Origin of the sequence: Erysipelatoclostridium sp. MSK.23.31 (assembly GCF_019125875.1) — a bacterium.
GTDB classification, from domain to species: Bacteria; Bacillota_I; Bacilli_A; order Erysipelotrichales; family Coprobacillaceae; genus Thomasclavelia; species Thomasclavelia ramosa.
In genome coordinates, this window is the sequence record NZ_JAHOCB010000041.1 from 1 (window position 1) to 26,734 (window position 26,734).

The following is a 26,734-nucleotide window of genomic DNA, read 5'->3' on the forward strand; positions in this document are numbered from 1 at the left end:
AGAAAAGAGATAGCTTTCGCTATCTCTTAAGCCCCTCCACTATTGACACGGAGCCACGAAAAAATGATATTTTTTCGTTACATGGTAGTGAATATGATAAAAGAGCTCTTTTTGCTCATTTAATTGGGATTGAAGCTTCACAACCAATAACTAGCCTACAACACTTTCAACAGTATTTTCAAAATTTTCATCTTTCTGAAATAGAAGCTATAATCGACTCTGTTTTAAAGAAATATAATATTCGAGTTGACGATATTCACTATCAAAATCTTGTGATGAATACATCTATCACGCTTCAAAGAATTTTTGTTGGAAGTGACATCGAACCCCTGCCGTTTTCATACTCCTTATCAAATGACGAAATTATTTGCCAGCTGTCCAAAGACCTATGTCATAACCTAGAAGAATATTTTAATCTTCATTTTGCTCAAACAGATAATGAATATATGCAAGTCCTTTGTATTGGTTCGATTAAAATAAACGAAGAAAATTATGAAACCCAAATTTTATATAATGATTATAGTTTTGTTTATAAAATTAAAGAAATTCTCGATGATCTTGTTGAACACTTTTCATTGCAACTTAATTATCAAATGTCTTTAAATCATTTTGCTTTACATATTCATCGTTTATTTTTTAGAAATCATTCTTCGCTTTACTTTCAAAATGACTTCCATAATAACCTTAAAAATACCCATCCTTTCATTTATGAGTTAGCTGTTTATTTTGCCTATAAATTTCAAGAAAGTTTCAATATTACAGTGAATATTAACGAAATTGGCCTATTGGCAATTCATTTAGGTTTAATGATTCAATCCAATGAAGAAAATAAACAATATCTAAAAGCACTATGTATTTGTCCAGAGTATAATGATTTACGAAAGCATTTTGCCAATCAATTTTTATTAAACTTTGGTGATAATGTACAATTAATTAGTTTTATTTCTTCTAAAAAGAATATTCAAGACTATCATTTTGATTTTTTGATTTCTACTATTAATGACTATGAAAGCCCCGATTGTATGGTAATCAGCCCCTTGCTATTATCACAAGATATTGATAAATTGAATCTTAAAATCAATCTATTAAAAGAGAAAAAGAAAAAAGATCTGCTAAAAAAGGAATTATCTAAATACATTGATCCTAAACTCTTTTTTAGAAATGTTGATTTTACATGTAAAAAGGATGCTATTTTATTTTTATGCAGTCAAATGTTAAAACATGGTGATGCTAAAACAGATTTTGTTGATAGTGTATTTGAACGCGAAAAAATATCAACAACTTCATTTTTTAATAAATTTGCAGTTCCTCATGCAATTCATTTTGGTGATGTAAAAACCCGAATTACTTTTTTATTGAATGACAAAGCAATTCCTTGGGGTGATACCTCCGTTCATTTAGTCATGCTTATTTCAATAAATGAAAAAGACATAATGACTTTCAATACAATCTATTCTTCAATTATTGATCTTTTATTAGATGATGAGTCTTTTGATGAAATGTTGAAAATCAAAACATTTGATGAATTATCAGTTTATTTAGAAAATCATGTTTAAAAAAGTTGTAATGCTTTATTCATTACAACTTTTTAATCTTTATGCAAAGATATTTCATTTATTAAAATATTATGTTCCCGATGATTTGAATCCACAAAATTAACTGTACCATTTTCATTCAACTTAGTAAATGTAACTAAACCATAATCTTGAAATTCAACCTGTTTATCCTTTAAATAAGCAATATCATTAGCATAATCAAGAATTTTATCATACGAACCTTGCTGATAAAGACTATAGTATATCTTAAAATATGTTAACATTGCTATCATTAGTGATTTAACTTGATATGTCTGGCCAGTTTTCATCTTCATTGAAGCATAATCACCGTTTATTGAATTAACATTTAATCCAACTCCAACTACAACCCCTTCTAAATCAGTTTGATAGATTGCCTCTACTAAGATTCCACAAATCTTTAAATCATCAACATAAATATCATTGGGCCACTTAATTTTAGCTTTTATTCCATAACGATCTAGTAACCCCGCCACACTACAAGCAACTAGCTGTGTCATTTTATGAAGGTCTTGGGGTTTTTTAAAATCTTTTACCAAAATACTCATCAGCAAGTCATCACCATTCTTACTTTGCCAAACGTGTCCATTCCGACCCCGACCATTTGTTTGATAATTACAACGAACTACACTTAGATTAGGAAGTTTATTTAAATTACGTTTTACGTAATCATTTGTAGAATCGACTTCGTCTAATTCAATATAACTCATAATATCACCCCATTACTATACTTCTATTATATTAGAAATTTAGGAAAACAACAAATATTTATTATAAAGTTTTATTCTAATGCACCCTTTACTTTTTTTCTAGTGAAACAACGATCTTGACGATTAGCTAAAGCGCTAACCCGGGCTTCTAGCAGTATTTTTCTACCACTTTCATTACGAGTATAAATAACCTGATAATTACCAATAAACGGCTTCATATAGCCAGCAAATATATGCGCATCTTCTTTTCTTTTAGCAAAACTATCAGGAATTGCAAAATAACAATCTAATTTATTTTTTCGTTTAGGATTATAAAGAATATAACGTTGATTATCAATAGATGCAAAAAATTCATTGATGCATTTGGCAAACAAAGCCTTATCATGCCCTGTTCCCCCTAATAAATATATTGCATGTATCGCATTAAAAGAATCTGTTTCAACGCGACTATTCAAAGAATCCAGCTGATTGGTTTTTTCTAACGCATTTCTAATTCCTTTGCCAAATATTTCTAAACGACCTAAAGGATTTGCTAATGTATAAAGTTTTTTGATGCTCAAAAGAATACTCATAACAAATATTCCAACATAAATTATCACCACTAGATATTCTAAAATATCTATCAAGGTCAATGATTTTAGAAATGGTATTCCAATGACAGCACCAATAATCCCACTAAAAACAATTATCAGTAAAGTTCTTAAAGCATCCATAAACATAACGACAGTTATAAATTCTTCTTTAACTTCAGTTTCTTCAACAATTTCAATTTTGTCATAGACAGCTAACGAATCTTCCCATCTTTTCTTTAATTGACTACGCTTTGAAGATAGTTTAAGCATATCTTTATTAATTTTTTTTATATTTCCTGGACTAAATGGCAATTTAATTGCGCTAAGTCGCAAGATTCCATTTTCAATTATATCCTGCTGATAATGCAACCCTAAAAAATGTTCCATTCTCCTTGCAAGCGTTTGAAAATCTTCACTACCGCCATCATCATAATGACCTGTTAACTTTTCTTTTGGTCTAACACAAACTAAATGCCAAATATTACTTGTTTTATTGGGCGTTTTCTCAAAAACTCTAATAGCTCGTCCACGCATTTGATTACTTAACATATATGAGCCTACAAAGCTAGCCAAAATAAGCGAATTAACACACGGTGAATCCCAACCTTCTCCAAGTAAAGATTTAGTTCCTATCAAAACTTGCATATAACCCTGCGCAAATACCTCACTGATTACCCCTGTTATAAAATTACGGTTTCCACTAATTTCAACTTTTACATAATCATCTAATTTTCCAATTTGATGGAAGCTGATTTTACTAGGTTCTTCAACTAATTCTATTAATGCTGTTTGAGCATCCTTGGGGATAATAATCATTGTGCCACATAAAACACCAAATTTAATTGCTGTCTTATTTTTAGCACTATCACGCCTTAGTTGTTCAAAAAATGGTAAAACGCCTAAATTATTCACATCTTTGCTTTCATCACCTAATGCCCGTTCGTATTCTTTTCGAATATAATCAGTAAGAATCAAAAGTCGTAATTCTTGTTTCATCGTTTTATATTCATAATTAACAATTTCTTTAATGCTTTCACATTTACCAACCGAATTTATTAGCATTTTTTCAATTGCTTGATTTAAACACAAAGAAACTTTTCGTTTTTCGATTAAACCTTTAGACTTCAATTCACGAATCAATTCATCACGGTATTGTTCTTCAACTCGATATGAAGCAATATCATCATATAAAAAGCCTTGCAGTAAAATTTCTAACCATTTAAGTGATAAGGGTTCTAACGATTTATATCCTAAAAGCTTTTGATACTTATTCGCACTGCACACTCCCTTAGTATTTAAAAAAATTATCATTGCTGATAAATAGCTCGGATCATCTAATAGCTCATCATCACTTACTTCCTCAGTAAAAAAGCGATGACTCATAATAGCCTTACAAAAATATTCATCTTGTATTAGCTGCTCCAAAATACTTTGACTATTTTCCTCAAAGATACTTAATTTTTGTTTTTCTTGAGAGGCCGGATAATTGAAATAAACATAATCTTGATGTGGACATAAAGTACCATCTTTAACTAATTCTGGAACTGTTATCTCTTCATCAATATCACCACACATATCCATATACCTAGTCCACATGCTTAGATTAGAATCATATGGCGGAGTTGCTGTTAGAGCCACTGTGAAAATATTATTAAATGCTTTTTTAAATTCTTCTAATGATTTCCACCACTCACTTCGAAGATGATGACATTCATCTAGACATAAAGTTCCTAATTGGCATTCTTTAAAATTACTGATTACATCAAAATTATGATAATCAACTTCTTCAACTGTTTTAAATTCATCATTAGTCTCTACTAGTTCACCACAATAATGACTCATCGCACTATGTAGTGCCTGATATGTCACGACAGTAATTAATTTTGGTTTTTTTAAATCTTGAGAAAGATATTGATCGCGATTTTCTTGTTTAACTAAAAAAGCTTCACAAATACGCTCTACCCATTGTTCACGAATCGTTATTGATGGGACTAAGATTAAAGCCGAGTAATCGATTCTTTTTATTAATTCAATTCCCAAAGTTGTTTTTCCTGAACCAGGTGCAGCAACAATATGAATTTTACGATCTTGACTATAACGGTCATATTTATCAAGAACACGTTGTTGATAACTGCGCCAAGTGCCCTTGAAATGCAAAATTTGTTCTAACATCCAATCCCTCCTATTACCTTTATTTATACATATCAACCTTAAAACATCAATACAAATCAACTTAATTTTATGATAAAAATTCTCCTTCCACTAAAAAAGTAGTACAATAATAATCAAAGGTGGTGTAATTATGACGATGTATATTCAAACCCAAAATCAATATACCCAATTCCAAAGTGATGAGTTAACTGATTTACTTGGTAAGATTAGTTTTACTATCAATAAATTTGGACTTTGGCAAAGTAATCACGATACTAGAGCAAATTATATTACTGATGATATTGAAATTGTCTATTATCGAGAAGGTGGGTCTATTACAACCATTGGCAATAAAAAATACACCTGCCCACCCCACAGCTTTCTCATCATCGAACCCTATAAGCTCAACACTTCAATAAATACTGGAAATACTAACTACAGCTATTATTTTTTTCATTTTGATATTGAACCCCTATCATTGCGCCAACAATTTATTACTTTCTTAACAAAACACGGGCATTTAATATATAAAGAAGAAATAAAAGACTTCAAAGAAATGCTAGAACGTTTATTAATCGAAGCTAGTGAAAAAGAAATTGGCTATTCAAGCATTATAACCTCTGCTTTGATTCGAGTTGTTGTAGAGATAATCCGCGCTCAGCTTAAAAGGAATAATGACCATATTTCACAAATAACAGATTTACCACATATCGAATTAGTTAATGATGCCATTAAGTATATTCATGACCATCTTCATGAACCAATTAAACTAACCGCAATGGCTTTACAACTAGGTGTTTCAACAAGTATGTTATATAAATCTTTTATTGCAATTTTAGCAATTCCTCCACTAACTTATATTCATCAACAAAAAGTTCTCTATGCTCAAAGAATGCTGGCTCATGGTAAAAGTGTTACAATGATTGCAAATGACCTGGGATATTCATCAGCCTATCATCTATCTAAAACTTTTAAACAAATCACAGGGGTCAGTCCACGTGAATATAAGAAAAATATTAAGTTATTATAAGCATATACGAAAATGTATATGTTTTTTAATTGATACAATATGTTTTATATATATGTAAGTGCTATCATATCTTTATAAGGGAGGTATGAATTTGGAAAATAAATATCAAAAACTCTTTCAACCAATAAAAATTAATCAGCTGGAAGTAAAAAATCGAATTTTTATGTCGCCAATGTCAACAAACTTTGCAACAAAAGATGGGTATGTTACTGATGAAATGATCTATTACTATAGCAGAAGAGCAAAAGGTGGCGTTGGTCTGATTGTAACTGAAGTAACAATGATTGAGCCAACCTACAAATATATTGCTCATACTTTATCAATTCAAGATGATTCCTATCTTGAAGGATGGCAAAAATTAGCTAATGAAATTCATAAGTATGATAGTAAGGTCGTAGCCCAACTACTGCACCCAGCATATATGGCAATTCCTTTCCCGGAAACACCACAATTAGTTGGTCCAAGTGAGGTTGGTCCATACTATGCTAAAACTCCTCCGCGACCTTTGACAAAAGAAGAAATCAGTATAATTGTTGAACAATTTGGTGATGGTGCCTTACGGTTAAAAAAAGCAGGAATAGATGGTGTTGAAATTCATGCTGCACACGCACATGCATTACTAGGAGGATTTTTATCTCCACTCTATAATAAACGAATTGATGAATACGGTGGTGACATAACTCATCGCATTCGTCTACTTTTAGAAGTAATTGCAAATGTTCGAAAAAAATGTGGGCGTGATTTCGCTATTATTGTTCGTATCAGCGGTGATGATTATGAAGCCGGCGGACAATCATTACACGAAGGATGTTATATTGCTAAAAGATTAGAAGCTGCTCAAGTTGATATGATCCATGTTTCTGGGGGAACTACTATCCACCGCGGCAGCTCAATTGCACCCCCTGGAACACCACAAGCGAGTCATATTGACAGCGCACGAGAAATAAAAAAATGTGTTAATATCCCTGTTTCAACCGTAGGTCGTTTGAATGAACCTTGGATTCTCGAAGAAGTTTTAGAAAGAGATTTAGCAGACGTATGTATGGTAGGTCGCTCACTCTTATGTGATCCTGATTTTGTTAATAAGATCAAAAATGGTCAAGAAGATGATATTCGTCCATGTATTGGATGCTTGGGATGTTTAAGCTCGACCATGTTAAAAGATCATGTTGAATGTGGAATTAATCCATCATTGACAAGTGAGAATGAAGAAACTGTAACACCTGCGACAATATCCCAAAATATCCTAGTTATCGGAGGAGGTCCAGCTGGATTAGAGGCAGCTTATATTTTATCAAAGCGTGGACACAAAGTTACCCTTGCTGAACGTCATCATACATTAGGCGGCGCAATGATCGTTGCAGGTTATCCTATTGCTAAACAGCACTTTGCTCAAACTACTAAATATTTCATTAAACGAGTGATCGATTGTAATATCAAAATCGAATTAAACACGATTGTTGATCAAGCCTATTTATCACAGCATCATTATGATCATATCATCGTCGCAACCGGAGCCAAACCATTACGACTTGATATTTTTAAAAATCATCCTCATACTGGTACCGGACAAGATGTGCTTCTTGGCAAAATGTGGACAGGTAAAAATATTGTCGTTGTTGGAGGAGGCTCTGTTGGCTGTGAAGTTGCTGATTTTGTTGCCCCATTAGTTAATGACCGCCATCCAAATAATAAAAAAGTAACTGTTATTGAAATGAAATCAAATATTATTATGGATGATACTTCACCATCACGAAGTATTTTAGTTCAAAGGATGGCTGATAAAGGCGTGAACATTATTACTGATAGTAGAGTCGTTAAAGTTACACCAACAACTCTCGAATATCAAAAAGATGGCAATACTATTACAATTGAGAATGTTGATACAATCATTGAAGCTACTGGTTATTATGCTGATCATGAGTTAAAAAAAACCCTCGATCAAATGCAACTTAGCTACAACGTCTTAGGTGACGCTGCAACCCCAGGAAAAATTAAAAATGCTATAAGTGACGCATATCATTTATGTAAAAATATTTAATCAAAGGAGAAAATATATGAATTTACTAAAACCTATTAAAGTTGGAAAAATTACTTTAAAAAACCGAATTATGTTTCCCCCAATGACAACCGGGTATGAAGAAAGAGATGGTTCAATCGGTGAACAAAGTTTTAATTTCTATAAACGTTTAGCGCAAGGCGATGTTGCTTATATTGTTTTAGGTGATGTTGCTCCAGTCAATACTGTTTCCCCTACACCTAAACTTTTTCATGACGGTCAAATCGAAGCTTTCAAAAAATTAAGCGATGCCTTACATGAGTATGATTGCAAACTAGGGATTCAAATCTTTCATCCTGAATATGATGTTGATGCTCTAGCAGAATTATTTAGAAAAGGTGATATGCAGGCTGCACGTGCTAAATTACATCATGACATGCTACATTATATCGATGAAGTAACTGAAGCCCAGCTTACAGCAATTATTGATAAAATCGGCGCTTGTGTTAAGCGTGCTGCCGCCGCGGGGGTGGATGTTATTGAGGTTCATGGTGATCGTCTTGTCGGTTCCCTTTGCTCAACCATTCTAAATCACCGAAATGATAATTATGGTGGTTCATTTGAAAACCGTATTCGCTTTGCTCTCGAAGTTGTCAAAGTAATTAAAGAAAATGCTCCAGATATTTGCATCGATTATAAACTGCCAATTATCACTGAAAATCCGCTTCGTGGTAAAGGAGGCCTAAAAATTGATGAAGCTATTAAATTGGCTACTATCTTAGAGGCTCATGGAGTTGATATGATCCATGTTGGTCAAGCCAATCATACTGGAAATATGAATGATACCATTCCTGCAATGGGAACTCAACCATACTGTTTTATGAATAAATATACAAAACAAATTAAAGATGTTGTTACGATTCCAGTGTCTTCTGTTGGACGAATCCTTACTCCCCAAAATGGTGAATCCTTGATTGATAACGGGATTTGTGACATTATTGGTTTAGGTCGTTCATTATTAGCTGATCCTGATTATGTTAAAAAATTAAAAAATAATGAAGCTGCTCGAATTCGTCATTGTATGATGTGTAATAAAGGCTGTACCGATGCAATCCAAAATAGACAATTTTTAAGCTGTGTTTTAAATGCTGAAAATGGTTATGAATACAAACGAATAATTACCCCAGCAGCAACAAAGAAAAAAGTTGTAGTTGTTGGAGGGGGACCAGCAGGTTTAGAAGCTGCTCGGGTAGCAAAAACAAAAGGACATGATGTTATTTTATTTGAACAAGACACTAGATTAGGTGGTCAACTTAATATTGCAGCGATTCCACCACGTAAAGCTGAAATGAATCGGGCTATCAATTACTTATCAAATGAAATGAAAATATTGAATGTTGATTTAAGATTAGGTAAAAAAGCAACTAGTACAGATATATTAAACGAACATCCTGATAGTGTTATCATCGCTGTTGGTGCCAATAATGCTTCCCTACCAATTCCTGGCAGTGATTTAACTCATGTGTTAGATGCTTGGAAAGTTCTTAACTATGAACAATTCCCTAGTGGCCATGTAGCGATTATTGGCGGTGGTCTAGTCGGAGCGGAAACTGCAGAATTTTTAGCACAAATGGGCTTGGACGTTACTGTCATAGAAATGCTTGAAGAAATTGCAAAAGAAGAATCATCAACTGTAAAGCCAGTAATGTTTGAAGATTTTGAAAAACATCAAGTTAAATTATTGACTAAAACAAAGGTAATTGAAATTAAAAACGATTGTATCAAAGCTGCTAATGGCGATGGTGAATTAACGATTCCATGTGATTATGTTATTTTAGCTACTGGAGCTAAACCTAATCCATTTGATGTCAGTGAATTAACAGCTCACAATATTGATATTCATCTTGTTGGTGACTGCAATGAAAAAGCTGCTGATATTAATAATGCCATTACTCAAGGTTATTTAGCAGCCAACAGTATTTAAAACTCTTATTATCTAGACTAAAAAGAATTAATCATAACATTTAAATGTTTAAGATTAATTCTTTTTTATTCTTATTAACTATCTACTATTACTAGCCATTCTAAACCACGTATAATTTTTTCCTTTGATTGATACTGATAATTGATAAATATTTTCTGGCCAAGTACATCCGCCAAAGCCTCCATCCCCGATAGCATGAATATCACATCCGGTTTGTTTCATTAAAAGGGCAACCTGCCGAATTGTATCCTCATCGGCACATTCGACCGAACTATTTAAAAAACTCATGGCTAAAGTACCTGGTTTATAGCGATGAATATATTCTACTAATTCTCTAATCATATCTACTGTGATTCCTGCTCTAGTCCCTGGAGCTGGTAAATCGATACAGTCAGCACCAGCATCAATAAGTCTTTTAATAACATCTTTGGTATCATATGCTGCTAAAGGATCACCTAGTACCTTTTCTTCGATACCATCTTCCCACTTGCCAGCAAACAAGAAAATATCATCTCCACATATTTCTTTTACTAATTTGGTTGCTTCAATTACATCTTCAATCGATGTTCCAGAACCTGGATTACCACCCAATACAATAAAATCCACTCCTAAAGCAACTGCTTTTAAAATATGTTCTTTTGTTGCTAACATTCCAGCCAATCGGTAAAGTGTTTTTTCATCAGAACGCTTTTCTCCCTTCTTAGGACACCCTAAATAAACACCAATTGGACAATTGCATTTTTCTTTAAGCTCTTTGATAGTTAAGCCGCACAATCCTGGATTATTTTCAAAATTATCTAAATCTATAGTATTAAGCATAACCATATCTGCACCAAACGAACAAAGCAATTCAGCATTTGTCACACCCATTACCGTCCCTGGGCCAGCAAAAATTAAATGTTGTCCCATGATAACTCGACCTTCCGATTTATAGATAGATTCTTTTAATTCTAAAGGACCCATTTTGTTTATCTCACTCTTTGAAGCATTAATCAATCTTTTTACGTTGCTCATAATTTTTCCTCATTTCTAGATTTTGTTTTCTTCAAGTGTTTTTTCTTGATTACTTTTTTTCTCTGCTTCTAAAGCCTGATTGTCACAAATCTTAAAAAATGGGTAATAAATTATACATGATAACAAGCACATAATTACAATCATGATTCCTAAACTAATTCCCCCACCTAAAATAAATCCCGCAATTGGACCTGGAATTGTCATTACACTTAACATTAAGGCGGGAATATTCACAACACCTGTAACCATCAACAAATAACCAATAATCATAAATACAAGTGGTGTTAAAATAAACGGAATAAACATAATTGGATTTAATACGATTGGAAAACCAAAAATAACAGGCTCTACGATATTAAACATCCCCGGAACAAAACACACTTTTCCAAACGCTTTAAAACGTTCGCTTTTAGCAAATATTGCCATATCGCAAGTAAGCCCAAATAAACATCCTGGTCCACCAATAAACTGACAAAAAACAAAGAAAAACATATAAGTTGTGACTAAGGTTACAGGTTCTCCGGCCATATAATTATTTAAATTTGTAATTGCTGGTTCCATCCAAATTACCATCATGACAGAAAGTACAACTGAAGTACCATGAATTCCAACCCACCATAACAGCAATAATATTAACATACTAATCAACATGGCTGGAAAACTATTACCTAAACTTACTAAAGGCGCTTGAACCATAGTATAAATAAAATTTTGAATATTTCCATAAGATGTTACAGCAAATCCAGACCTTACCAATAAAAACAAGGCTGATACTAAAAATGCTGGAACAACAGCTTCAAATGGTTTAGAAACCATTTCCGGTACCGAATCTGGTAATTTTATTTTCCAATTATGATTAACGGCAAAAGCAAAAACATATGCCCCAATAATCCCACATAACATGGCAGTGAAGATACCACTAGCACCTAAGTTATCAACTGGGATAACATTTTTTATCAATGTTACAGCTCCATTTGTATTATCAACATTGTTATAAGAAAATGGTGTAACCAACAATAGTGATAATAACGAAACAATTGCTGTTTGAAATGGATTAACATTAAACTTTTCACCTAAATTATAACCTAAAGCAAAAATGAAATATAATGCTGTTAAATTACAAACAGCAACCCCTACAGCTAAAGCATCAGATATTCCAGTAGACGATAAAAAATTTGTATACCAGTCTCCCAATGGTAAACCCTGAAATAATGAAAATACAGCTCCTCCTAATAACGCTGGCATCACTTTCATAAATGCGCCACTTATTGCACTTAAAATAAAATTGTTTTCAATCTTCTGTGCAAAAGGTATAACTTTATTTTGGATAAAATCATTCATAATTTTTCCTCCTCCTAACTTTATAACTACATTTTATCTAGAAGTATAATCATTTAAGAGTACATAAAACTTTTCATTAGTCCAAAATAAAAACCAATAAAAAAAATAAGTGCTAAGGTTTCATTTTTTGAAACTTTAATACTTATCCTTGGTTATTTAATCTTGCTAATAAGCTTTCAATAATCTTCATTAATTCAAATTTCTTCTTAATCCCTGGCTGTTCGTGTATCTCTAAAAAACGTTTATGAGTATACGAGCTCTTTAAAGATATGATATAATTATTTTCGTCATTTAAATGTCTATAAATATTCCTGATCAAAGCATTGGATATATTATAATCATAGTATTTTTCTAAACTTATCTGAAGATGACTATAAAAATATAACGTATGTTCATCCATATTAATAGCTAAATTGTTATCTTCTTCATTAATTATATAAATATCATAACCTAATACATAAAAATATTTCAAATACATTTTCCAAATCAACATTGCTTCTCGCTCACCAAATAAAATAATTTGATGACAATGATTACATGCTATAACTAAATCATCAAGTTTATCACGATCATCGAGCAAATAAATAAAATCACAAATCACAGCATTAAATTCTCTTACAAAAGTCTTTTTAAAATCCGTGAAATGACTAGTTTTTATACTTTTACAAAATCTAATGATTGATGATTTAGATAGACCGGTATCATAAATAACATCCTCTAAAGATAGTTCTATTAGCTTTTCCCTTTGGTTTAAAAAATATTTAACAAGAATTTGATCCGTATTATTAATTTTTGCATTCATTGATAAATCTAAAAGTATATCGATCATTTTATCACTGCTCCTGATAAATAATCTCGTGATAATAAAATTTAATCAAATCAAAATAATACAACAACAAATACTCAGTCTCAAACATTTCATTATTAGATAATATATTAATTACCTCAAAAACATTGTAATGAAAATTTATTTTTGTTTCGCCTGAAAAAATAATAACTTTATTAGCTTTATTTCCTAAAATCGACACTAAATTATCATCAGATAAAAAAAGTCTACCAGTACCTGAAATCAATATAATTAAATCATTATCCTCTATTTCAATAGAATTATCTTTTAATAAAGACGACATTATCACTGTCTTCCCCATTGAAATCATATCAATTTGAAAATTAAAAAGAATTGGAGTTATCGTAGGGGAAGCAACAATAATAACTCTCTGACTTTGAGCTATTTCTTTAATGATCAACTTTAATTTCATTTTATCATTGAATTCTAATGGATAATCAACTAAATGTGAAACCGCTACAGCTAATCGTTTTTTGTTAAAAATCTTATAACCTCGATATATCTGATCTTTACGAACATCCAATTCACTTTCTAATCTTTCTTTAAAAATCGAATAATTAGAATAACCAAATTTTTTTAAAAACTGTTTTACTGTTGGAACTGAAACAAAACAGCCATCAGCCACATCTTGTAAAGTAATACTTCCTATATGATTAATATTTTCTATAATATATTTGGCAATATAATAATTTAAATCTTTATTATTAGAGTTATTAACAATTGATAAAAAATAAGCTAAGCACATAAACATATTATCTTCCTCCACTCATTATTACCATTATATAATATTAATTAAATTTATTCATTTAAAAATTAGCTTTCTTGTACCAGCAAAAAGCTCCAATCAAATTTGCATCATTATAATAATGACACACTTTGATCTCTGGTGGAGTTACCGGAACTGGGATGCAATCAAATAAATCACTCACTTCTTTCTTTAACATTGTTAATAATAACGGCTGAGTACTAATCCCTCCACCAATACTAATATTCTCTAAATCTAATAACATTTGCATATTAAAAATATATCTTGCAAGATTTTTAGTATAATCCCGTAGTATTTCTAAACTAGCAATATCATTATGATTAGCCTTGTTAAAAAAGGCTAATCCATCGATCGAATTTCGCTCTAATGCAAATCGTTTTTCATAATTTCTCGTTAAATAACCTACACCGCCAATCAATCCAAATGTATTTTGCCAATCAAAGTCATGTTTAGAATCAATTAAAGAAAACGTAGCTGCTCCAGCAAAATAATTACACCCACGATATAATTCCCCGTTAATAATAATTGCGCATCCAACTCCAGTACCCAATACTAGTACTGCCCCATTACTCGTTTCTTTTAATGAGCCTCTATACAATTCTGCTAATGCCGCACAATTACCATCATTTTCAATCGAAACTGGTACGTGGCATTTACTCCAAAGGATTTGTTTAATATTTTTATTATCATTAAATCTATAACTACCACCATTTTTTATTAAACCTGTAAAGGGATTCATTTCCCCACAATAACTAATCGCAATTCCGGATAATTTCATGTGTATAGTTTTAAATAAATCCACTACCCAGGTAATCATTTCATCATGACTTTGAAATATTTTATTTTCTTTATTTACATCATATAACTGAAAGTTTTCATCAATAATTGCATATTTAACTCCGGTGCCACCAAAATCTAAACATAAATATTTCATTATTTAATCCCTCATTTCTTAACACTTTAAAGTTATCATAGTTAAAAAAAATATAAATACTATATAATTTTTGGTTGTGTCAAAAAATGAAACATAGAAATCTAATATGAACTGTTAGCTATGATTATTGTATTGCAGCAAATAAATCTTTATCTTTGTTAATATCTTCTTGAATGACTTTTTTGATATATAAAGCTAACATATATGGCATTTTTTCTTCAAATGTATCTAACTGGCAATTTAATAATTCCTTGACTTTAGTCATTCTATAATTAATCGTATTTCGGTGCATATATAAATTTTTGGCCATCGCTACTTGACTGCCATCATGAATCAGGTAATAGAACAATGTCTTTTCTAATTCACTATGATGTTTTTGATCATAATCTATTAAAGGCTTTAATAAATGCTGATACATTCCTGATAAAATTTGTTTATCCTCGATTGAAAATAAGATTTGATAAACTCCCATCTCTTCAAAAAGAATCATCGGATATTTAAATTGTTCTGCCATTGCAACTGCAGCTCGAGCTCGTTTATAACTTAAGATTACTTGTCTAAAATCTGTCATTGGCGTTCCAATACCTAAGTGAATAAATCTTGAAGGCATTCGCTTCTTTGTTCTTTTATACATTTTATCAGTAATTTTCTCTAATGAATCCGGATCTAAATTATTTACAATTAATACAAAATACCCATCAAACCAAAAAAATGTATATGGGCTTTGTATTTTTTCAAAACATAATTCCAATTGAAAAGAAACTCTACGTCGTTCAATTGCATCAAACTGATCAGAATCTTCAATTCCAATTAAAACAACTTGAAAAAAACCATCCACATCAAATGCACCTAACAATTGCTGCCGAACCTCCTCAACAACTTGAGGAGTTGTAAAAACATTCTGAAATAATTTTGAAATCTGATTGTCTTCTCGTTGTGAATATAAACAGCGCATACTAAAATCCTTAATTAAATCTGCCATGTGTACTTCCCAGGGTGTCGTTAACAGCGGAAAATCCTGCTCATTACAATAGTCAATTATATCTTGAGGAATTTCAAATATATATTTACCTGTATTGATAACTAATCCAACACTATGGTATTTAACCAAACACTTGATAAAATCAAATAACGAATCGTGACTTTGAAATCCTAAACCTGTTGTAACTGCCAATTCTTTTCCCCATAATTGTTGAATAATTGTCGTATCCTCAATCATGTGAACCCAACTCATCGCATTTGAACAGCCCTCACGACCAGCTAACAATTTTAAATGATATTGCTCTTGAGTTTGTACTAACGCATCTTCAATCGTAAATCCCATTTTACTCACTTCCTTTATATTTATTTTACCATTATTTGTGCATGATGCACAAATAAATCTTATTTTTTTATTATTTCTGTCTCTATAATTATTAAAATATTAATATATAATATAATTGTATTAAAAATAGAACATCTAGGAGGGACATAACATGAACATTTCTTATGGATATTACGTACTAACTGACAACTTTGATACTTGCCCAACTTGGGTTCGTGATGAAGGATATTTCAATTGTGAAAACTTTTCAAAATTCTTTAAGTTTTTTAAAAAGAAATAAATAATAATGAGCATTCATAACGAATGCTCTTTTTCTTTTAAGATTTAAATTATGCTATTAGATAATTATTTTATATTTAAAGCAGCTTCATAACCTTCTTTAACTGCTGGTAAAGCATTACCTGCCTTAATTGCGCCACCTACTACTTGAACATCTTCACATAATTCATTTGCAATTTTTTCTAACGGATTATAGGCTTTATATCCAAATGCTAAGACAACTAAGTCAGCAGAAATAACTTCTTTTTCTCCCTGTTCATTAATAAATGCCACTCCATCATCTAAAATTTCTGTCACAGTACAATTAGCTCTGGCAGTTACTCCTGATTCATTCATAATTGGTAATAGACAGCTCATATTAATGGGATCCATATCAGTCAAAACAGCTGGTTTCATTTCTAGAACTGTTACATGACGATGCGTTTGAGCAATAAATGTGGCAGTTTCACAACCAACTTCGCCCCCTCCGCAAACAACGATATGCTCAACTTTTGTAGCGATTTTTCCTAATAACACATCTTCAGCATTGACTACATTTTCTTTATCGATACCTTTGATTGCCGGCACCAGCGGTCTTGCTCCAGTAGCCAAAATAATAGCATCCGGGTTTTCTTGTTCAATCATCTCTTTTGTTACTAAAGTATTTAAATGTACTTTTACATGCAGATCCTCTAAATTCTTTTTAAATACAGATATTAATGTTGTTAATTCTCCTTTACCAATTGGATAAGCTGCAGATCTAAATTGACCGCCAACTTCTTCCTGAGCCTCATAAACAGTTACATTGTGACCTATCATTGCCGCAGTTTCAGCCGCCTGCAGACCAGCAGGTCCCCCTCCAACAATCATTACTTTTTTTGCTTTTTCTACAATGTTCATTGAATTTTCATATTCACGTCCTACCCGTGGATTAACTAAGCAAGTGACTTCTTGATTAAAAAATAATGGCATTTCACATCCTTGTAGACACCCGATACACATTTTAATATTCCCATATTTTTCTGCCTTTGCTTTATTAGGTAAATCTGGATCAGTCAATGAACCACGCCCCATTCCAATAAAATCAGCTTTATCCATGTTAATTAATGTATCTGCCATTTGCGGATCGTTAATTCGATTAGTTACAATTACTGGTAAATCAACCAATTTCTTTACTTGTGCTGATATCTCCATATTCAATGCATGTTCCGTAAACATTGGAGCAATTACTGCTCTATTTCCAGGTGAAGCATAAGAGCCATTAGAAATATGAATACCATCAAAACCTAATTCTTCAAAAATCGTACATAATTCATAAGTTTCTGCTTCAGTTCTTCCACCATGAACATATTCATTACCAGAAAGACGGACGATAATTGGAAAATCATCACCAACTTGTTTTCTCATTTCTAAATAAATTTCAGCAACTATTCGTACTCTATTCTGTAGACAACCACCATAGTTATCAACTCGCTTATTGACAAATGGTGATAAAAACTCCGCTAATAAATAACCATGGGCACAGTGTAGCTCAATTCCATCAAAACCAGCTTCTTTAGCGCGTTTAGCAGCACTACCAAAATCTTTTACTAATTGATTGATTTCAGCAACTGTGATATCTCTTGGTTGTTCTTAACATAAGGGACATTCAATTGCTGAAGGAGCAACTGGCATATGATCTTCATTAGCAATTCTAGTAGTTTGTCTACCTGGATGATACATTTGACAAAAGATTTTTGATTCATACTTATGAACCATCGTTGTTAATTGTTTATTTCCTTCAATCAATTCATCTTTATATAAACCGGGAATTCTTTGATATCCTTTACCATATTGTTGAACTGCATAATCCTCAGTAATAATCAAACCCCAGCCGCCTTTAGCCTTTTCTTCAATATATTTCATATAACGCTCAGTAATTTTACCTTCAATCGTACAATAATTTGTCACCATTGCCGGAACTACTAAACGATTAGGAATTTTTACAGTTCCTATTTGATAAGGGGTAAATAATTTTTTTAAAGCCATTTTAATATCCTCCAATCCTTTTATAACTTTATTTTACAGTATCAAATGATTTGAAGGTCAACTCTAATTTATTATATGTGATATTATTCACATATTCTTTTTTAATCACATATATTTTACTAAAACAACATAAAAAACTCTCAAGCTATTTGAGAGTTTTTTATAATCGGAATTTGTATTTCTAAATACCGTTTAAAATGATCACCTTCATATCCACGCCCCCTAATAATCCCCCGTATTGGTAACTGTACATGATAACCTTTATCTTGAGCATACATTACTGCTGCTTCATAACACTCATGATTAAACTGTCCTAACGGTCCCATTTCTATTACCGTGCATAAACAATAATGAGCCGGAATAATTGTATACTTCTTTTTATAAGAAATACTTAATCCATTAAAATATTCCTCATCAATAGCAAAATACCATTCATCTTTATCTTTATTAAAACAAACATAACTATCAATAAAATTAATATATTTATCATTTAATAAAAATCGAATATTATCTTCACTAGTATTAACTTTATCATAATCATCACCAATTCCATCTACAAAATCAAAAGCATATTTTTTATTAATTTTCTTTACCCAATAATTTGATAAATTTAAATCAGCTACCTCCAGTTGCATTGCCAACTCTGTGACTCGTTTTTTCAACATGACTTTATAATCAATCTCTTTATTTAGTCGCCTTTGGAAAATATGTAACTGATTTTGAAGCTTTTCTCTATAATTAAAATTAATAAAATTAGGAATTTCTTTTATTTTCATTCCTAAATTCTGATACTGTAAACATTCTAATAAAATATATATGTCAAAAATACTATAATAGCGATACCCATTCTTTTCATCTCTTATAGGATCAATAATTCCCATTTTTTCATAATACCTAATCATTTCACTTGATAAATTAAACAATCGTGAAATATCCCCTATTTTATACTGGCTATTCATAATATCAGCTCCTTTACAAATAATTTTATCACTTAATCTTCCTATTTAAAAAATAATTTTATTATTAGTTTTTATAAATCAACTATTGGTAGATTTATAAATTAATTAAAACTCGTTATAATCAAAATATAAAGGAGAAATCAATAGATGGATTGTATTAAAATTGGAAAATTTATTGCGACATGCTGTAAAGAAAAAACTTAACCCAAATTGAAAAACTAAATGTAACAAATAAAGCTATATCAAAATGGTCGAAATTTTATCGATGCTTCATTTTATCACGATTTTCGCGATATCTTAGGCATTACTATTAACGAATTATTAGCTGGTGAACATCTCAATACTCAAGATAATCAATATTACTATGAAATGAATCTTCACAATCGTATTAACAGTTACAATAACATAAATCGAAAAAATAAAATAATTATTTTCATGATTTTTAGTACATTGATTTTTTAGTCATTACGTATTTACAAATAAATTTTATATCCGATTTTTGATTATCCGCATGAACACTATACTTTCAAACATTTTGAAGTATAGAAAAACACTCATTTTACCACGAATTTACCACGATTGAATGAGCCTTGATATGACACAAAAAATAACATGGGAGATAGCACAAACATCTGTGTATCTCCCGTTTTTCATTCATGTAATATGATTACTTCACTCTGATTTCAAATTTCAAGATTGCTTTCATCATTTCTGTATGAATTTGACCTTTTAGTTCTTCATCAACCTGCATAGTGATTTTACCACTTTCAGAGTGGTAAAACGGACGCAAGCATAACTTGCAAATATAAGCGTCATAAAATTTTAAAATCTCTCTTATGGCAGTTTCGCTTCCAGCAGACGCTTGACATATTACTTTTAATGTAGGGTAACCATATTCTTTTTTTCATTGGTTCAATTCCTTTCTTTCAATACTATTTTTAATTTCTTCAATCCATTACTTCTTCTGCGATAAATAGCAGAACGTGATACATGGTATAATTCTGCGATTTCTTGGTCGCTCATGCTTTGGAAATAGCGTAATAGAATTACATCACGCTCCTTACTCGATAACTTATATAAAGCAACAGCAAGTTTCTCATTTGATACTTGGATTGTATAATTCAAGACTTTAAAAAAAATGCAATCACAGGAATAGTTATCTGTTGTCGCAAACTGGCTAACAAGATAATCGCCAACATCCGAAAAGGACACCTCACGCTTTGCAATCCTTGAAAGATAAAGCATATAATTCTTTCGCTCGTCTTCCATAGCACGTTTACAGATATAGTCAAACTGATTTTCTATTGTGGTCTGAAAAGAAGATGGTTTCATGTTTCTCACCCCCTTTCTGTCTAGGAAAGGAAGTGAGCCTTGCTCGTTTATCTCCTTTCACTCTTAGTCCCAATGTGAAAGGGGGATTTGTTGCATTACTGATAAATAAACTTTGTAAAAAAGTTCTGAATAGCCAAAAAAGCATATAAACAGATTTATTTCTCTGTTTACATGCTTCTGTTATTCTATCTATATGATTTATAAAACCACATTGGTGGACGTACTTATCTATTGCAGATAGACGACTTTTTTTGACAAGAACCCAATGTAAGGAAATTTATTGTATATGATGTACTTCATGGCGACGTTGACCTCCAACAAACCGCCATTTGGAAGTAATATACAATATTTTAACAGCGTAAATAGCACTACCATATAACGGTTTTTTTTATTGGCGTTTAGTAGTGCTTTTTATTAAATATAAACCTATAAACCATATAACACGTTTTTCTATACCTGTTTTTAATTCAGTAGGAACAATAAAATGTATAGAGGTGGTCTACTATGCGTAAAAAAGAAGATAAATATGATTTTAGAGCCTTTGGTTTAGCCATTAAAGAAGCTCGATTGAAACGAGGTTTAACTCGTGAACAAGTGGGAGCATTGATTGAAATTGACCCACGGTACTTAACTAATATTGAAAATAAAGGGCAACACCCCAGCATACAAGTTCTTTATGACCTTGTATCGTTACTTCATGTTTCCGTTGATGAATTTTTCTTACCTGCTAATAACTTGGTAAAAAGCACCCGACGATTACAGATAGAGAAATACATGGATAGCTTTACAGACAAAGAACTATCCTTAATGGAATCTTTAGCCAGCGGTATCAACGAAGCAAGAAACATCGAAGACTAATTAAAAGAATCCATACATAACGGAAAGAGCCGATAAAATGAGATTGTATTAATCTCATTTTATCGGCTCTGCGTCTTTGCGTCTGGCTCTGTAATCACAGTTACTTTGAACTGCTTTATTTCAATTAAATTTTCTTGTCTGCATTTCGGACAATAGAGGGGGAATTTTTTTAATTCAGTATCTTCCCTTATCTTTAATCGTGTTTTATTTCCACATACAGGACACAATATCCACTTGTAGTTTATAATAACTATCTCCTCCTTTACACTTTAATTCAAATCTTTATTAAAAAATATTTCATCTTATTTAACAAGAAACCATATTTATATAACAACATAAAATACACTAAGTTATTTTATTGAACATATATCGTACTTTATCTATCCGACTATTTGGACGACGGGGCTGGCAAACAGGTTCACCGGTAGTAACATGGTACCCTTTTAACTCTGTTAAACAAACACTACGTCCATTTGTAAAGAAAGTTAAATCACTACGATATTCTTGAATACACCGAGCAGGGATTTCTCCACTAAGAATGACCTCATTATTTTTCAATTGAGTGTCTACGATGTTCGCACAATATTTAGGAGCATCGTTGTATGCTCGTGAAAGATATTCCTGTGGCGCATAAATTTTAAAACTAAGATATGGCTCTAACAATTCTGTTCCAGCTTTTTTTAAGACTTGTTCCAATACAATAGGAGCAAGCATCCGAAAATCTGCTGGGGTACTAACAGGGCTATAGTATAAGCCATACTTAAAACAGATTTTACAGTCCGTCACATTCCAACCATACAATCCTTGTTCACAGCCATAGCGTATCCCCTCCATAACTGCATTTTGAAACGATTGATTTAAGTATCCAAGAGAAACCGAGCTCTCATACTGCATTCCACTTCCCAACGGAAGCGGTGATACAGATAAACCAATGGAAGCCCAGAAAGGATTTGGCGGCACTTCGATGTGAATGGTATATTCTGCATTTTTTAACGGTCTCTCCATATAAATGACTGTAGGCTCTTTTAGTTCTATCTCCACATGATACTTTTCTTGCAACAGTGCACTAATCACTTCCATTTGTACTTTCCCTAAGAAAGAAAGTATAATTTCATGTGTCGTAGAATCCACGTAATATCGTAGAAGCGGATCACTATCTGAGATTTCCAAAAGGGCATCAAGCAACATTTCTCTCTGTTCAGGTTTACTCGGTTCAACAGTTGTTTGTAGTAGAGGGTGCGGATTTTCAATCTTTTTTCTCTGTGGCAATAGTTTTGTATCTCCAAGAACACTATTTAACTTCAAAAACTCATTTTGCAAAATAACAATTTCTCCAGAATAAGCTCTATCAATCTTACATAATTCACCATTTATTGAAGTATACATTTCTGTAACTTTTATTTTTTCTTTTTCTGATACTCTAACCGAATCTCGTAAATGTAGTACTCCACTATAAAGGCGTATATATGCAAGACGTTGTCTTTTTTTTGTATATTCAATTTTGAAAACAATTCCGCAAAGTTCAGACGGACCTCGATGTGTTGATGAATAAAATTTATTAGTAATAACTTCTATAAGGTTATCAATCCCTATATTACTTTTTGCACTTCCATGATAAAGAGGGAACAGAGAACAATTCTGAAATCTTATGCTTTCCTCTTGTTCGAGTTCCAATGCTTCTAATGATTTACCGGACATATATTTCTCTAAAAGGTCATCGTTTCCCTCTATTACCGTATCCCATTGTTCAGATTCGGTAAAGTTCGTCACACACATATTAGGATACAGTTCTACCTTCTGTTTGATTACAATTTCGGCAGAAAGTTTCTCTTTAATATCCTGATAAACCGTTGATAAATCAATTCCATTTTGGTCAATCTTATTGATAAAAAAGATTGTGGGAATCCCCATTTTCCTAAGTGCATGAAATAATATACGAGTTTGTGCTTGTACGCCATCTTTTGCAGAAATCAGTAGAATTGCCCCATCTAAAACTGATAATGAACGATATACTTCTGCTAAGAAATCCATATGTCCTGGCGTGTCTATGATGTTCACCTTCGTATTTTCCCACTGAAAAGAGGTTATTCCTGTCTGAATTGTAATTCCTCTCTGACGTTCTAAAAGCGTATTATCCGTCCTCGTTGTACCTTTGTCCACGCTTCCTAATTCTGTAATCGCTCCACTGTTATATAATAAGCTTTCTGTTAAGGTAGTTTTTCCTGCATCAACATGAGCTAAAACTCCAATATTAATAATTTTCATGTGATTTTCCTCCATTCAAAAACCCAAAAGGGCATAAAAATCCCAGTGATAAATACTTTTATCACTGGGATTTTTATGCATAACCATAGGCATACAAAGCATACAGATATTCTCCGGATACTTTAGAATCACATGATAAAGGTATTCTTAAACTGGGTACAAAAAACTAAGCCCTCCTAAAAAAGGACATCCAATTATTTGTTCCCACTATCAAATTGACAGTTTATTTAAGAATACCTTGCCGCATATTTATTAACTCCTTTTAAATAGATACTTAAATAATAGCACGTAAGAGCATATTTGTAAAGGAATCTCCAATTTTTTATCAAAGAGAGTACGTGATTACAAAATAGCTGTAATAATGTACCAATATTTGTTATTCTATAATCTTCCAATTACTCCCGTTCTTTTCAAGTACCAAATCAAATTGAGATACCTGCGTTGCTTTGGTCTGCTGGTCGATATACTCCACTGTCAGCGATACCGTGACTTGATTATCCTTACGATTGTGAATAGGATTTACCAGTTCTTGAAAGATGTACTCTTTTCCGATTGGTTTTAATATCCCGTCATTCACATAGTAGGAAAGTTCACTGGCTGTCGCTGTAGGATAGAGCTTGAAGAACGTCGTTAAAAACTCATTGATTTCATTGGTTGTAATGGAATCAACCGTCCCCTCACTTTCAATGGCTTTTGGTTTATAACTTGATTTCTTAGGTATGTTGGTAATGGTCGGATTCTTAACCAGTACCATATTTCCAGAACCATCTACATAGACACTCACTATATAAGCAGAGTGGACGGTCTTTGTATTTTCTCCCTCTGTAATGAGCTGGTCTACACTGTAGGTTACATTAAACTCATTGTCGCCAGTTGGCTCTACCGTCCATATCTGAAATCCTCTTACAGAAGACGATACAGGAATATCTTTGCGTACTGTATCAACATTGAGAGCTTGAAGTTCCTCTGTCAGATAGCCTTTTAGACTTTCCATTCGATTATCAATGGACTTATCGGATTGCTCCCATGAATAGTAGACTTTCGCAAAGTTCTCTACAAAATTTTCTACATGATGAGTATCAACGTATTCCTTTTCTATGATAGTTGTTTCGTGAATAGTATGAGTATCTATAGCTGTAAAGTGCTTGAATATCGCAAAGCTGAAACTAAGCCCTAAAAGTACCCACAAGGCAATCACAACCTTTTTATGAGGATTGACCTTATAGACACGAGGTTTCTTTTCCTTTGGTATCTGTTTTTCTTTATTCTGATTTTTTCTAAATTTCATCATTAAATCTTCCTTTCTCATTGTTTGATTCGTTCTGCTCCCAGTTCTTCTTGGGATAATCCTTTGGTTTTTCTCAAAGAAATCAATTTTTCGTTAAAATTCATATTCAGCACTCCTTTTTGCTTTTTTATTGTGGTTTAATTATACCAAAATCGAGGTTTAACATTCTACCAATAAGAGGTGGAAATCTGTCAACCGCTAATAACATTCGCTCAAAAGAATACACAAGCGTTAAAATATCGTTAATTGTTTACTTCCATAATAAAACTTAGGGCATAGTGGGCTGGTATCTATCAATCCTTGTGTGTTACTTTATGGCACGTGTAGCACAAGCTCAAACTTGCTAGTTGTGTTGTCTGATTTATCATAAATTAGGTTTTATCCCTTTCTTCCTCTTGATTACCAACCACAGAAAAGAAAAAGCCCTGTCAAGAGCTTGCCACCATTGGTGGTGCTTTGCACTCTTTACTGGGCTTTTTGTTTTCTGTATCTTCTTGCAAGAGGAAAAAGATTACTCGTCCTCATCATCAAAATGGTTATTCCTTAATACTTCTCGTAACAGTTCCATATCTTCTTTTGAATTTGGGTTTATCATTTTCACGACTTGATAAGGTGTCTTATACTTATGTCCCTCTATGCTTTCCCCAAACATATCCATGCTGTATAAATCATCATAGCGGTCTAGTAGTTTTTGGAACTTTAAATGCTGGATAAATTCTTTGATTAGGTAAAGGTCAGACGCTTCAATGTTTGTTCCATTGATGTAGTCGGTAATGTATTCCCGTAACTTTTCTAACTCATATTCCAGCCATTCTTCCTCGCTGTCAAAGAAGTTATCATAGTGTCCATGTTTCAGCTCTGCATTTAGTCGTTCTTCTGCTCTTAAAAACTGGCAGACTTCCTTTTCGGATTGATTGACATATTTCCATTCCCCCGACAACAATTCATTCGGCGTAACGTCCAGCACTTCCATTATCTTTTCCAGCGTTTCATAAGCAGGATAATTCAATCCTCGTTCAATCTTGGAAAGGCTCTGCATATTGATACCGATTTTGTCCGCAAGTTCCTGTTGTTTCATTCCTCTAAATTTTCTTATGGTCTGTATATTATTTCCTAAATGGCTTATTTTCATTGCATAACCCTCCATATCTCGTTATATCTTCGCGGTTATAAGTCTATCATGCTTAATATGATTTGTAAAGGCAAAAAAAGATATTGACAAATAAGCATATAAGAATTACTATGTTCTTGCAATTAAATAAGCACAATAGAATGAAATACAAAAATATTCAAAAAGAAACACCTATCTGATTAAACCCGTAGATATGAATATTGGTTAAAATGGAACTTGTTAGAAAGACAAAAACAGGACTGGCTGACAAAGCATTGTAGGACTGCTGGCGTGCGTCAGCAACAACGCCATGACGGCTTGCCGTCAAAGGACGGAAATGCTTTGTCGGCTGGCGAGCCTGCGAGCCTTGACTGTGCCCCCGTTATCTA

The 26,734-nt window shown here is 32.3% G+C and carries 23 protein-coding genes and 1 pseudogene; 6 read left to right on the forward strand and 18 right to left on the reverse strand.

The window, feature by feature from the left end; all coding sequences use genetic code 11:
- Window positions 1–1,556, forward strand: a 1,556-nt coding sequence (locus KSU54_RS14915) for a BglG family transcription antiterminator (protein ID WP_217746661.1), incomplete at its 5' end; no start/stop codon positions are given.
- A gap of 32 nt (window positions 1,557–1,588) precedes the next feature.
- Here the strand turns inward: KSU54_RS14915 and KSU54_RS14920 are convergent.
- Both KSU54_RS14920 and KSU54_RS14925 read right to left on the reverse strand, forming a co-directional pair.
- Window positions 1,589–2,284 (reverse strand): biotin--[acetyl-CoA-carboxylase] ligase, encoded by a 696-nt coding sequence (locus KSU54_RS14920; RefSeq protein ID WP_003538941.1) that lies wholly within the window; start codon window positions 2,282–2,284, stop codon window positions 1,589–1,591.
- A 71-nt stretch (window positions 2,285–2,355) separates the two neighbouring features.
- The gene (locus KSU54_RS14925) at window positions 2,356–5,028 is read right to left on the reverse strand and encodes a DEAD/DEAH box helicase family protein (RefSeq protein ID WP_008792245.1); all 2,673 of its coding nucleotides are present in this window, start codon (window positions 5,026–5,028) and stop codon (window positions 2,356–2,358) included.
- A gap of 130 nt (window positions 5,029–5,158) precedes the next feature.
- Between KSU54_RS14925 and KSU54_RS14930 the strand changes: the two genes are divergently transcribed.
- From KSU54_RS14930 to bilR, 3 genes are all read left to right on the forward strand, one after another.
- A complete protein-coding gene (locus KSU54_RS14930; RefSeq protein WP_117792696.1) occupies window positions 5,159–6,037 on the forward strand; it encodes a helix-turn-helix transcriptional regulator in 879 nt (292 codons plus the stop codon).
- A gap of 85 nt (window positions 6,038–6,122) precedes the next feature.
- Window positions 6,123–8,078, forward strand: a complete 1,956-nt coding sequence (locus tag KSU54_RS14935) for an FAD-dependent oxidoreductase (RefSeq protein ID WP_117792694.1) — start codon at window positions 6,123–6,125, stop codon at window positions 8,076–8,078.
- 16 nt (window positions 8,079–8,094) lie between these two features.
- Window positions 8,095–10,020, forward strand: coding sequence for a bilirubin reductase, long form (bilR, locus tag KSU54_RS14940; protein WP_009299500.1), 1,926 nt, complete (start codon window positions 8,095–8,097; stop codon window positions 10,018–10,020).
- Between the two features lie 78 nt (window positions 10,021–10,098).
- Here bilR and KSU54_RS14945 read toward each other — a convergent pair whose 3' ends face one another.
- The 6 genes from KSU54_RS14945 to KSU54_RS14970 form a co-directional block, all read right to left on the reverse strand.
- Window positions 10,099–11,034: a DUF7916 family protein gene (locus tag KSU54_RS14945; protein ID WP_003538951.1), complete on the reverse strand. Its 936-nt coding sequence runs from the start codon at window positions 11,032–11,034 to the stop codon at window positions 10,099–10,101.
- A gap of 15 nt (window positions 11,035–11,049) precedes the next feature.
- Window positions 11,050–12,375 carry a PTS sugar transporter subunit IIC gene (locus KSU54_RS14950; RefSeq protein WP_003538953.1) on the reverse strand — a complete coding sequence of 442 codons (1,326 nt, stop codon included), beginning with the start codon at window positions 12,373–12,375 and terminating at the stop codon, window positions 11,050–11,052.
- Window positions 12,376–12,517: 142 nt separating this feature from the next.
- Entirely contained in the window at window positions 12,518–13,204 is a 687-nt protein-coding gene (locus tag KSU54_RS14955) for a hypothetical protein (protein WP_008792249.1), read from the reverse strand.
- Window positions 13,205–13,208: 4 nt separating this feature from the next.
- Entirely contained in the window at window positions 13,209–13,973 is a 765-nt protein-coding gene (locus KSU54_RS14960; RefSeq protein ID WP_008792250.1) for a MurR/RpiR family transcriptional regulator, read from the reverse strand.
- Window positions 13,974–14,028: 55 nt separating this feature from the next.
- Window positions 14,029–14,922, reverse strand: a complete 894-nt coding sequence (locus KSU54_RS14965) for an ROK family protein (protein ID WP_003538967.1) — start codon at window positions 14,920–14,922, stop codon at window positions 14,029–14,031.
- Between the two features lie 124 nt (window positions 14,923–15,046).
- Window positions 15,047–16,246 carry a PucR family transcriptional regulator gene (locus tag KSU54_RS14970; RefSeq protein ID WP_003538968.1) on the reverse strand — a complete coding sequence of 400 codons (1,200 nt, stop codon included), beginning with the start codon at window positions 16,244–16,246 and terminating at the stop codon, window positions 15,047–15,049.
- Between the two features lie 151 nt (window positions 16,247–16,397).
- Between KSU54_RS14970 and KSU54_RS19205 the strand changes: the two genes are divergently transcribed.
- Window positions 16,398–16,526, forward strand: a complete 129-nt coding sequence (locus KSU54_RS19205) for a hypothetical protein (RefSeq protein WP_003538969.1) — start codon at window positions 16,398–16,400, stop codon at window positions 16,524–16,526.
- Window positions 16,527–16,591: 65 nt separating this feature from the next.
- Here KSU54_RS19205 and KSU54_RS19000 read toward each other — a convergent pair whose 3' ends face one another.
- From KSU54_RS19000 to KSU54_RS14990, 5 genes and pseudogenes are all read right to left on the reverse strand, one after another.
- A complete protein-coding gene (locus tag KSU54_RS19000; protein WP_306660056.1) occupies window positions 16,592–17,506 on the reverse strand; it encodes an NAD(P)/FAD-dependent oxidoreductase in 915 nt (304 codons plus the stop codon).
- Between the two features lie 27 nt (window positions 17,507–17,533).
- A pseudogene (locus KSU54_RS19005) lies at window positions 17,534–18,532 on the reverse strand (oxidoreductase); the annotation flags it as partial.
- Window positions 18,533–18,672: 140 nt separating this feature from the next.
- Window positions 18,673–19,491 carry a MerR family DNA-binding transcriptional regulator gene (locus KSU54_RS14980; RefSeq protein WP_022007877.1) on the reverse strand — a complete coding sequence of 273 codons (819 nt, stop codon included), beginning with the start codon at window positions 19,489–19,491 and terminating at the stop codon, window positions 18,673–18,675.
- Between the two features lie 667 nt (window positions 19,492–20,158).
- Window positions 20,159–20,362, reverse strand: a complete 204-nt coding sequence (locus KSU54_RS14985; RefSeq protein WP_044383637.1) for a helix-turn-helix domain-containing protein — start codon at window positions 20,360–20,362, stop codon at window positions 20,159–20,161.
- 41 nt (window positions 20,363–20,403) lie between these two features.
- Window positions 20,404–20,823, reverse strand: a complete 420-nt coding sequence (locus KSU54_RS14990) for an RNA polymerase sigma factor (RefSeq protein WP_117792692.1) — start codon at window positions 20,821–20,823, stop codon at window positions 20,404–20,406.
- Between the two features lie 504 nt (window positions 20,824–21,327).
- Between KSU54_RS14990 and KSU54_RS14995 the strand changes: the two genes are divergently transcribed.
- Window positions 21,328–21,681: a helix-turn-helix transcriptional regulator gene (locus KSU54_RS14995; RefSeq protein WP_001227347.1), complete on the forward strand. Its 354-nt coding sequence runs from the start codon at window positions 21,328–21,330 to the stop codon at window positions 21,679–21,681.
- Window positions 21,682–21,740: 59 nt separating this feature from the next.
- Here KSU54_RS14995 and KSU54_RS15000 read toward each other — a convergent pair whose 3' ends face one another.
- The 5 genes from KSU54_RS15000 to KSU54_RS15020 all read right to left on the reverse strand — a co-directional run bounded on the left by KSU54_RS15000 (window position 21,741) and on the right by KSU54_RS15020 (window position 26,381).
- Entirely contained in the window at window positions 21,741–21,908 is a 168-nt protein-coding gene (locus KSU54_RS15000) for a cysteine-rich KTR domain-containing protein (RefSeq protein ID WP_000336323.1), read from the reverse strand.
- Between the two features lie 118 nt (window positions 21,909–22,026).
- On the reverse strand, window positions 22,027–23,946 hold the full coding sequence (gene tet(M), locus KSU54_RS15005) for a tetracycline resistance ribosomal protection protein Tet(M) (protein WP_017647393.1): 1,920 nt from the start codon (window positions 23,944–23,946) through the stop codon (window positions 22,027–22,029).
- A gap of 15 nt (window positions 23,947–23,961) precedes the next feature.
- The gene (locus KSU54_RS15010) at window positions 23,962–24,048 is read right to left on the reverse strand and encodes a tetracycline resistance determinant leader peptide (RefSeq protein WP_012386611.1); all 87 of its coding nucleotides are present in this window, start codon (window positions 24,046–24,048) and stop codon (window positions 23,962–23,964) included.
- Between the two features lie 274 nt (window positions 24,049–24,322).
- Window positions 24,323–25,234 carry a conjugal transfer protein gene (locus KSU54_RS15015; RefSeq protein WP_438696239.1) on the reverse strand — a complete coding sequence of 304 codons (912 nt, stop codon included), beginning with the start codon at window positions 25,232–25,234 and terminating at the stop codon, window positions 24,323–24,325.
- Window positions 25,235–25,745: 511 nt separating this feature from the next.
- Entirely contained in the window at window positions 25,746–26,381 is a 636-nt protein-coding gene (locus tag KSU54_RS15020; protein ID WP_044383649.1) for a helix-turn-helix domain-containing protein, read from the reverse strand.
- Between the last annotated feature and the right edge of the window lie 353 nt (window positions 26,382–26,734).

Bases quoted from the DNA above. Each gene is read 5' to 3' on its own strand.
- KSU54_RS14930 (WP_117792696.1), top strand. From the start codon at position 5,159: ATGACGATGTATATTCAAACCCAAAATCAATATACCCAATTCCAAAGT.
- KSU54_RS14945 (WP_003538951.1), bottom strand. From the start codon at position 11,034: ATGAGCAACGTAAAAAGATTGATTAATGCTTCAAAGAGTGAGATAAAC.
- KSU54_RS14970 (WP_003538968.1), bottom strand. From the start codon at position 16,246: ATGGGATTTACGATTGAAGATGCGTTAGTACAAACTCAAGAGCAATAT.
- KSU54_RS14965 (WP_003538967.1), bottom strand. From the start codon at position 14,922: ATGAAATATTTATGTTTAGATTTTGGTGGCACCGGAGTTAAATATGCA.
- KSU54_RS19000 (WP_306660056.1), bottom strand. From the start codon at position 17,506: ATGTGTATCGGGTGTCTACAAGGATGTGAAATGCCATTATTTTTTAAT.
- KSU54_RS15010 (WP_012386611.1), bottom strand. From the start codon at position 24,048: ATGCTTTGTATGCCTATGGTTATGCATAAAAATCCCAGTGATAAAAGT.
- bilR (WP_009299500.1), top strand. From the start codon at position 8,095: ATGAATTTACTAAAACCTATTAAAGTTGGAAAAATTACTTTAAAAAAC.
- KSU54_RS14995 (WP_001227347.1), top strand. From the start codon at position 21,328: ATGCGTAAAAAAGAAGATAAATATGATTTTAGAGCCTTTGGTTTAGCC.
- KSU54_RS19205 (WP_003538969.1), top strand. From the start codon at position 16,398: ATGAACATTTCTTATGGATATTACGTACTAACTGACAACTTTGATACT.
- KSU54_RS14955 (WP_008792249.1), bottom strand. From the start codon at position 13,204: ATGATCGATATACTTTTAGATTTATCAATGAATGCAAAAATTAATAAT.
- KSU54_RS15020 (WP_044383649.1), bottom strand. From the start codon at position 26,381: ATGGAGGGTTATGCAATGAAAATAAGCCATTTAGGAAATAATATACAG.
- KSU54_RS15015 (WP_438696239.1), bottom strand. From the start codon at position 25,234: ATGAAATTTAGAAAAAATCAGAATAAAGAAAAACAGATACCAAAGGAA.
- KSU54_RS14950 (WP_003538953.1), bottom strand. From the start codon at position 12,375: ATGAATGATTTTATCCAAAATAAAGTTATACCTTTTGCACAGAAGATT.
- KSU54_RS14920 (WP_003538941.1), bottom strand. From the start codon at position 2,284: ATGAGTTATATTGAATTAGACGAAGTCGATTCTACAAATGATTACGTA.
- KSU54_RS14925 (WP_008792245.1), bottom strand. From the start codon at position 5,028: ATGTTAGAACAAATTTTGCATTTCAAGGGCACTTGGCGCAGTTATCAA.
- KSU54_RS14935 (WP_117792694.1), top strand. From the start codon at position 6,123: ATGAATTTGGAAAATAAATATCAAAAACTCTTTCAACCAATAAAAATT.
- KSU54_RS14990 (WP_117792692.1), bottom strand. From the start codon at position 20,823: ATGAAACCATCTTCTTTTCAGACCACAATAGAAAATCAGTTTGACTAT.
- KSU54_RS14960 (WP_008792250.1), bottom strand. From the start codon at position 13,973: ATGTTTATGTGCTTAGCTTATTTTTTATCAATTGTTAATAACTCTAAT.
- KSU54_RS14980 (WP_022007877.1), bottom strand. From the start codon at position 19,491: ATGAATAGCCAGTATAAAATAGGGGATATTTCACGATTGTTTAATTTA.